We start from the raw sequence: 7,647 nt of genomic DNA, 5'->3' as shown, positions 1-7,647 counted from the left end.
AGGAAAACATCGCTGATAAAAAGGAAAACATCGCTGATAAAAAGGAAAACATCGCCGCTAAATCGATGAATACCGCCGCTAAATCGATGAATACCGCCGCTAAATCGATGAATACCGCCGCTAAATCGATGAACATCGCCGCTAAATCGATGAACATCGCCGCTAAACCGGTGAACAACGCCGCTAAACCGGTGAGCATCGCCGCTAAACCGGTGAATACCGCCGCTAAACTCGAAAACTAAGATTTTTCTTCAATTAAAGAGTTAGCGAGCAACATGAATTCAAGTGTAATCCGATTATGCCCCTTCATGAAATTTTCTCCTAAAAGACTCTCAAGCTTTTTTAAACGATGATAGAGTGTTTGGCGAACGATGAACAATTGATTGGCTGTTTGTTGTTTGGAGCCATTTGTTTGTAAGTATACCTGCAGTGTTTCTAGTAGCTTGCTGTTATATTTTCTATCGTAGTCAATAACAGGCTGCAAATAATCTTGAATGACTTCCTGTAAATTTACTTGCATCTGTAATTTATAGATTAAGTGATACAAATGCAAGTCATCGTAAAAATAAGATGTTGTTTGTACTTTGCTGCAAATATATAATGTTTCGAGTGCAGTTTGGTAGCTCTTTGGAATTTCTTCTACGTCTGTAACGACTTTGCCGATTGCTATTTGATAACCTTGGCCCATTTGTTTTTTATAAAAGTCGGTTTTTTGGAGAGAAGACACTAACGTATTTAATAATTCGCGACTCGCTTTACTATCCTTCGTATGGAGCAAAATAAAAATGACATAGCTTTTTCTTTCAAATAAAAATGGGATAAAGCCGTTTTGCTCAAAAAGGTTTCGATAGTAGAGCTTACTATAGATAATATCTTCTTGAACTTTAGTGACTGCATTAGGAGAAGCTAACATAAAAACAGCTCCGCTAGAAAGGTTATAGTTAGAATGATGTGTTACGATAAATTTATAAATTTCTTCTTTCGATAGTTTTTGATCTATCCAATCCGCTAAAATAGAGGCATCCTCGATATCCCTTTTCTCCTCAATATAAAATTCCCGCATTAATAGCTGTGCTAACGCAGTAGCTGTTCGATCTAAAATCAGTAATTCGAATTCTGAGAATCGACCATCTTCCCTAAAGAGAGATAAATCTGCATAATGTTGATCCAAAATAAAGATGGGTTCATTTTTAAATACTGGTGCTGATTTTTTCATCTTTAATAGTTGTTGACGCTTATTGTGCGACATATTTGGAAAGAAGATAGGCTCTCGACCTTTAATTGAAAAGATGATTTGTGTTTTTAATTCATTATACATATTGTGTAAAATATCTTCCGTAGTTTGCCCTAAAAGAGCATTTTTATTTAACGTTTGAGAATAGGATTCTAAAGTGGAAATCATTAAATATTGTTGATTCATAATTTGGCTATGTAAATCTTGTGTAATACGGACAAAAGGAACTGTGTCATGAAAAACGATGATAGGGAAGCTATGACGGTTGGCAAGAGATACGATTACTTCTGGGATAGTTTGTATGGAAGTCCCGTATTCAATGCACAATGCCGCGCAATTTTTTTCGATTAGGGATTCTACGAAAAAGATAAAGTTTTCGATGCTGTGCTGAAGGCTAATCCCTGTTGTTAAAACTAATTCCTCACCAGCTAGAAAATTATCTACTTGGATAATTTCCATGACGTGAGCCCATTTTACAATTCGTAATAAACCATCCTCACCAGCTACGACCTCAGCACTTTGAAAGTATGTATTTTCTAGTACATCCTTCACTTTAAGCTTAAATTGACTCATTTTATCCACCTTCCTTTTAACATGGACTTATAGTTAGTTTTCTTATTAATGTGTGATTTTCGCTAAAATAAACAAAAATATTATATTTTAGGAATATTGAGTCTATTTTACATTATGTTTAAAACAAAAGGATAGAATTTTACAGTTTGTCTATTACTTCGATTCTGTGGAACATGTAAAATTTTTGTAAGCGGTAATTCAATCGATTTTTTAAAACAAAAACGGTGCACCTGTTAATGCCATATTAACAGCGACATTCTTCTCGTATATTGCCGTTATTATGAACTATGTTTCACCAGATAAAGTGTTTATGTTTTTACTTAGTTCATGTAGTGCAATCACGTTAATTCTTTACTTAATCATTGCATTTTCACAATTAAGAATGCGCCGGAAAATTGAGAAAGAAAATCCCTAGTTATTAAAAGTGAAAATGTAGTTATTCCCGTATTTCACAATATTGGCTACAACGGCATTACTGATCGCTATGTTCTTTATTGAATCAATGCGTTCACAAATTTTATTTACATGTATTGTAGTGGCGATAGTGATGATTTTCTATGTAGTTACACAAAAGAAAAAGTCACCTAACCCAGTAGATGAAGCAAGTTCTATTTTTCAAAAGGAAGAATTGGATTTTGAATAACAATAAACGAGGAGTGGGGAAATTATGACAGTTCAGCAAAAAGTGAAAACATTATCACATTTTATTAATGGTGTTGAAACAGCCGGTACTAGTGGTCGTTACGCAGAAGTTTTTAATCCAACAACAGGAGAGGTTATTGCACAAGTTCCATTAGCGACAAGAGATGAAGTGAAGCAGGCTATCCAGTTAGCAAAGGCAGCATTCCCTGCATGGAAAAAGGCATCGATTGGCAAACGGATCGAGGTTTTACATCGTTTCCGTCAGCTATTAGTAGAAAGACAGGATGAGCTCATTGAAGTCATTTGTGAGGAAAGTGGGAAGACGAAGGAAGATGCAAAAGGCGAAATTGTTCGTGGCATTGAATCTGTAGATATGGCCATAAGTGCCCCGCAAATGCTGAAGGGGGAATACTCGGTGAATGTAGGCGGCAATATTAATGCCTTCTCTGCAAAAGCCCCACTTGGAGTTGTTGCGACGATTGCACCATTTAATTTCCCTGTCATGGTCCCACTTGCGATTACAAGTATGGCGGTTGCGGTAGGAAATGCAGTTATTTTAAAGCCGTCTGAGCGCGTGCCAATCTCAGCATTATATTTAAGTGAATTATGGAAAGAGGCGGGGCTGCCAGATGGAATTTGGACTGTCGTTAATGGTGATAAAGAGGCGGTAAATGAACTGCTAGAAAATAAAGAGATACAAGCAATTTCATTTGTTGGATCCACACCTGTTGCGGAGTATATTTACCAAACGGGGACGAAGCACAATAAGCGTGTCGCTGCATTTGGTGGCGGGAAAAACTTTATGATTGTCATGCCAGATGCAAACCTAGAGCAAACTGCTAATGCCTTTTTAGGTGCAGCATTTGGAGCGGCGTCCCAGCGTTGTATGGCCATTTCAGGAGCGATCGTTGTTGGGAAAGATACGAAACAAAGTTTTACAGAGATATTAAAGGAGAAAGTCTTGAACTTAAAGGTTGGTCCATATACAGATGACGAGGTAGACTTTGGCCCAGTTATTACACAGCAATCGAAAGATACCATTCTTCGATATATCGAAGGTGCTATTGCGGAAGGGGCCAATCTTGTAACGGACGGTCGAAATCCGAAAATATGTGAAACATCAAAAGGCTTTTATCTTGGTCCGACATTGTTAAATAATGTAACGCCAAATATGACCATTTTTAAAGAGGAAGTTTTTGGCCCTGCGCGTATTGTTGTAGGCGTTGAAACCTTACAAGAAGCTATTGATTTAATTAATGACCATGAACTCGGGAATGGTGTCACGATGTTTACAAGGAGCGGTTCGGCAGCACGTAAATTCCAGGAAGAAATTGAAGTAGGTATGGTAGGCGTGAATGTTCCGATTCCAATTCCAGTTGGCTATCACAACTTTGGTGGTTGGAAGCGTTCAAAGTTTGGCGAAGGACATATGTTTGGGCCGGATCAAGCACGATTCTTTACGAAAGCGAAAACGATTTCTGAACGCTGGCCGGATGAAACGGAGGATACGACAAGTTCCTTTGCATTCCCAAGCAATAACGATGTGACTAAATGAAAAAATCATAAAGGGGTGTATAGATGTGGTTCAAGTAAATCTTAACAATGATATTTTAAAGAAAGATGAACAATATGTATGGCATTCAATGAAACCTTACAACCCACAAGCGACATATGTAGTAGAAAAATCAAATGGTGCGAGAATCGTTGATACAGACGGGGTTGAATACATCGATGCTATGGCAGGATTATGGTGTGTAAATGTAGGCTATGGACGCAAGGAATTAGCAGATGTTGCACATGAGCAGATGCTGAAAAACGCCTATGCGCCTTTATCGCAAGGACATTTACCAGCAGTTGAACTGGCTGAAAAAATCAATGAAATGCTTGGTGGAGACTATGTTATTTTCTTCTCTAATAGTGGGTCAGAAGCTAACGAGACAGCGTTTAAAATGGTGCGCCAGTATCATCAGCAAAAAGGAGAAAGCTCCCGTTATAAAATTGTTTCTCGCTACCGTGCGTATCACGGAAGTTCTTTTGGAGCATTGGCTGCGACAGGGCAAGCGGAACGCAAATATAAATATGAACCATTGTCTCCTGGCTTTATCCATGTAGCGCCACCTGATCAATATCGTGAATATGAAAGTGATACACTTGCTCCAACAGAGTTAGCGAGTGTAAAGGCTGTAGATAAGACGATGACGTGGGAGCTAAGCGAAACAATAGCCGCTATAATTTTAGAGCCCATTATTACAGGTGGGGGCGTCATTATGCCTCCGGAAAACTATTTAAAGGGCATTGAGGAAGTGTGTAAAAAACATGGAGCTCTGATGATTGTAGATGAAGTAATTTGTGGCTTTGGTCGAACAGGGAAGCCATTTGGATTTATGAACTACGGTGTAAAGCCGGATATTATTACAATGGCAAAAGGGATTACAAGTGCCTATTTACCGTTATCAGCGACAGCGGTGAAACGTGAAATTTATGAGGCATTCACTGGATCTGATGCGTACGGTTATTTCCGCCATGTTAATACATTTGGTGGCTCACCTGTATCTTGTGCGGTGGCATTGAAAAATATTGAGATTCTTGAGCAAGAAGCATTATTTGAAAGATCTAGTGAGGTTGGGGCTACTACTCTGCAGGCACTCCAGCAAGCATTAGGTAAACATCCGAATGTAGGGGATGTTCGAGGTAAGGGTTTATTAATTGGTATAGAACTAGTTGCCGATAAAGCATCTAAGGAGCCTTTACCAGTAGATAAAGTAAATGCTGTTATTGCAAGATGTAAAGAGCGAGGTGTCATCATTGGTAAAAATGGTGCAACTGTTGCAGGCTTTAATAATGTATTAACATTATCGCCACCACTTAATATTGCACAAGAGGATCTTGATACGATAGTAGAAGTTGTAATTGATAGTATTCATAAAGTGCAGGCATAATATAAGATCTAAAAGTAAAGCTGTCTCTAAAGTCGTCGTAAAACTTTTGAGACAGCTTTTTGATTGTCTTATAGCATAAGAAAAGCTAGGAATAACCACTATGCTGTGAATTGATACTGGGATAGCTGTAAAAATGAGTAGTAATTACCTTAAAAGAAAAGCATCGGTAGGTATTTGATGAGGGCTAAAATCACATTACATCGAGGGATATATGCGCCTATTATAGTAGTGAGAATGGGATAAATCTCACAATTCTTTGCGTAATCTTTACAAAAACATAACACTGGCTTTATATCTTCATACTATCATTATTGGTAAGAGTTGGAGAAGGGGCCGAAGATAATGCGTTTTTTTCGATACATAATGGTGAAGGACAAGCTGCTCGTACTAATGATGGTTTGTGTACTATCGAATATATTGCTAGGTGTTTTTAGTGTGGATTATTTACGGAAAATGTCATGGCATGCAAGTGAAAGCTATACAGAAGGACTTGTACCAATCGGATGGTTAAATGAACTAGAGGAATCACAACGTCAATTAGATTATATAGTAGATTCAGCTGGGACTTATCAAGAAATGACAGCAGTTTTAAAAAATGTTGAGCAGCCTTTAGGTCATTTGGAAAATCTAGAAGTCGATAAAAAAATGGATCATCAGATGAAGAAATACAAGGCATTACTAGAACAGCAGATAGAACTAGTCGATAGCTATAAGCAGTTAGAACAAAATGAACGACAACAGTTTTATGTTCAGACATATTTACCTGTAAGCCAGCAAAGTCATACATTATTAGAAGAAACTCAAAGCTATTTGGTCCAGAAATCTGAGGAACAGCAACAGGCATACCAGAAAGATGTGCAATTTGGTTATTGGCTATTGGGAGGAGTGTGTCTATTTGTTGTTCTGTTAGTGATATTTATAGGGTTTATAGCAACAAAAGCTGTAAATATACCAACACGTCAATTGAAGTCATTATTAAAGCGTGCAGAGCAAGGGGATTTTACAGCGAATGCCAGCTATGTGGCGCAGGATGAGCTTGGCGAAGTAATATTGTCTTACAATCAAATGGCAACAGAGGTGAAAAGACTACTTCATACAGTAACAAATAGTGCACATGAGGTTGAAGAAATGTCTGGGAAGCTGCAACAATCCTCAGAGCAGTCGTCTAACACAACCGTCAAGATTGCTAAGGATGTACAGTCTATTTCAAATTCAACAGCTGCTTCTTCAACAAAATTAGCTTCCAATACAGCTTCTCTAGAGGAGGTGCTGGGTGGTGTGCAAGTAATTTTAGAAAAAGTACAGGTTGTTGAAAATTTTGCTCATAAAACTGCACGTGATGCAGAAAGTGGCACGGAAATTGTACAGGCAAATTTAACGCAAATACAGGCAATTAAACATGCGGTTGAAAAATCAAATACAGCCATTTTTAATCTTGTAGAGAGAGCCGCTACGATCGATCAAATGGTCGAGGTAATTGAAAAAATTACCGCACAAACAAATCTCTTAGCTTTAAATGCATCTATTGAGGCTGCTAGAGCAGGTGAGCATGGCAAAGGATTTGCGGTTGTGGCCAATGAAGTACGTAAACTTGCGGAGCAGACAGTTCAGTCAACGCAAACAATTACGTCCATTGTACAAAACATTCATTTAGATTCTAATTATGCTGTGCAAATGATGGAGGGCGTGTTAGCCGCAACTGAAAAGGGTGTACATGTAACAGGAGATACGGCAACAAGCTTTGATCAAATTTTAGAAAAAGTACATACAATTAAGCCATATATAATGGAAGTATCTGCAACCGTTCAAGAGATTGCAAACCATACGAAAAAGGTTAATGAGGATGCGGTAATGTTAACATCATTTTCTGATACGAATGCAGCATCAACTAAACATGTAGCTACTTTAACAGCCGATCAGTTAACCGCGCAGCAGCAATTCCATGATTATATTCAAGAGTTACGTAAAGTATCAAAAGTTTTACAAATAGCCGTAAAGCGGTTCTCAATTTAATAAGAATAATTGGAGGACCTTTCTTTGTAAATGTATACAAAAAAGGTTCTTTTTTTGTACTAGTAGGCGCTAAGATTCATTTAATTGACAGGTTAATATGGCTCATCACCAAAATTTGTGGATGACATTTAAATTGATATAAGTTGATTGGAGTGGAGGATGGACGCCCCCCAGGAAGCTTTGCCCTGTGTGAAAGCGAAGCGTCAGCAACAAATGTTTTATCTGTGCGAAAGCGAAGCGTCAGCA

Annotated in this window: 6 protein-coding genes and 1 pseudogene; 6 read left to right on the top strand and 1 reads right to left on the bottom strand. The window is 38.1% G+C overall.

Annotated features, from left to right (window positions below; genetic code table 11):
• The coding region (locus QRN68_RS21850; protein ID WP_285399176.1) for a hypothetical protein at positions 1 to 242 on the top strand (242 nt) is incomplete at its 5' end.
• On the opposite strand, the gene QRN68_RS21845 is transcribed toward QRN68_RS21850, so the two are convergent.
• Positions 239 to 1,807 (bottom strand): PucR family transcriptional regulator, encoded by a 1,569-nt coding sequence (locus tag QRN68_RS21845; protein ID WP_285399175.1) that lies wholly within the window; start codon positions 1,805 to 1,807, stop codon positions 239 to 241. The genes QRN68_RS21850 and QRN68_RS21845 overlap by 4 nt on opposite strands.
• Before the next feature lie 226 nt (positions 1,808 to 2,033).
• Here QRN68_RS21845 and QRN68_RS21840 point away from each other — a divergent pair.
• The 5 genes and pseudogenes from QRN68_RS21840 to QRN68_RS21820 all read left to right on the top strand — a co-directional run.
• A pseudogene (locus QRN68_RS21840) lies at positions 2,034 to 2,222 on the top strand (GABA permease); the annotation flags it as partial.
• A gap of 42 nt (positions 2,223 to 2,264) precedes the next feature.
• Positions 2,265 to 2,450: a hypothetical protein gene (locus QRN68_RS21835; RefSeq protein WP_285399174.1), complete on the top strand. Its 186-nt coding sequence runs from the start codon at positions 2,265 to 2,267 to the stop codon at positions 2,448 to 2,450.
• Positions 2,451 to 2,474: 24 nt separating this feature from the next.
• Positions 2,475 to 4,004: a CoA-acylating methylmalonate-semialdehyde dehydrogenase gene (locus QRN68_RS21830; protein ID WP_285399173.1), complete on the top strand. Its 1,530-nt coding sequence runs from the start codon at positions 2,475 to 2,477 to the stop codon at positions 4,002 to 4,004.
• 25 nt (positions 4,005 to 4,029) lie between these two features.
• Positions 4,030 to 5,388, top strand: coding sequence for an aspartate aminotransferase family protein (locus tag QRN68_RS21825; protein ID WP_285399171.1), 1,359 nt, complete (start codon positions 4,030 to 4,032; stop codon positions 5,386 to 5,388).
• Positions 5,389 to 5,730: 342 nt separating this feature from the next.
• Positions 5,731 to 7,401, top strand: coding sequence for a methyl-accepting chemotaxis protein (locus tag QRN68_RS21820; protein WP_285399169.1), 1,671 nt, complete (start codon positions 5,731 to 5,733; stop codon positions 7,399 to 7,401).
• Positions 7,402 to 7,647 lie beyond the last annotated feature (246 nt).

It is taken from the genome of Lysinibacillus sp. fls2-241-R2A-57 (genome assembly GCF_030209535.1).
Lineage (GTDB): Bacteria > Bacillota > Bacilli > Bacillales_A > Planococcaceae > Lysinibacillus.
The sequence above is the reverse complement of the archived record's forward strand: the minus strand, read 5'-3'. Positions and strand labels throughout refer to the sequence as shown.

What these genes read in the sequence shown, in the direction of transcription:
- QRN68_RS21845 (WP_285399175.1), bottom strand. Translation starts at nt 1,807, where the DNA reads ATGAGTCAATTTAAGCTTAAAGTGAAGGATGTACTAGAAAATACATAC.
- QRN68_RS21830 (WP_285399173.1), top strand. Translation starts at nt 2,475, where the DNA reads ATGACAGTTCAGCAAAAAGTGAAAACATTATCACATTTTATTAATGGT.
- QRN68_RS21820 (WP_285399169.1), top strand. Translation starts at nt 5,731, where the DNA reads ATGCGTTTTTTTCGATACATAATGGTGAAGGACAAGCTGCTCGTACTA.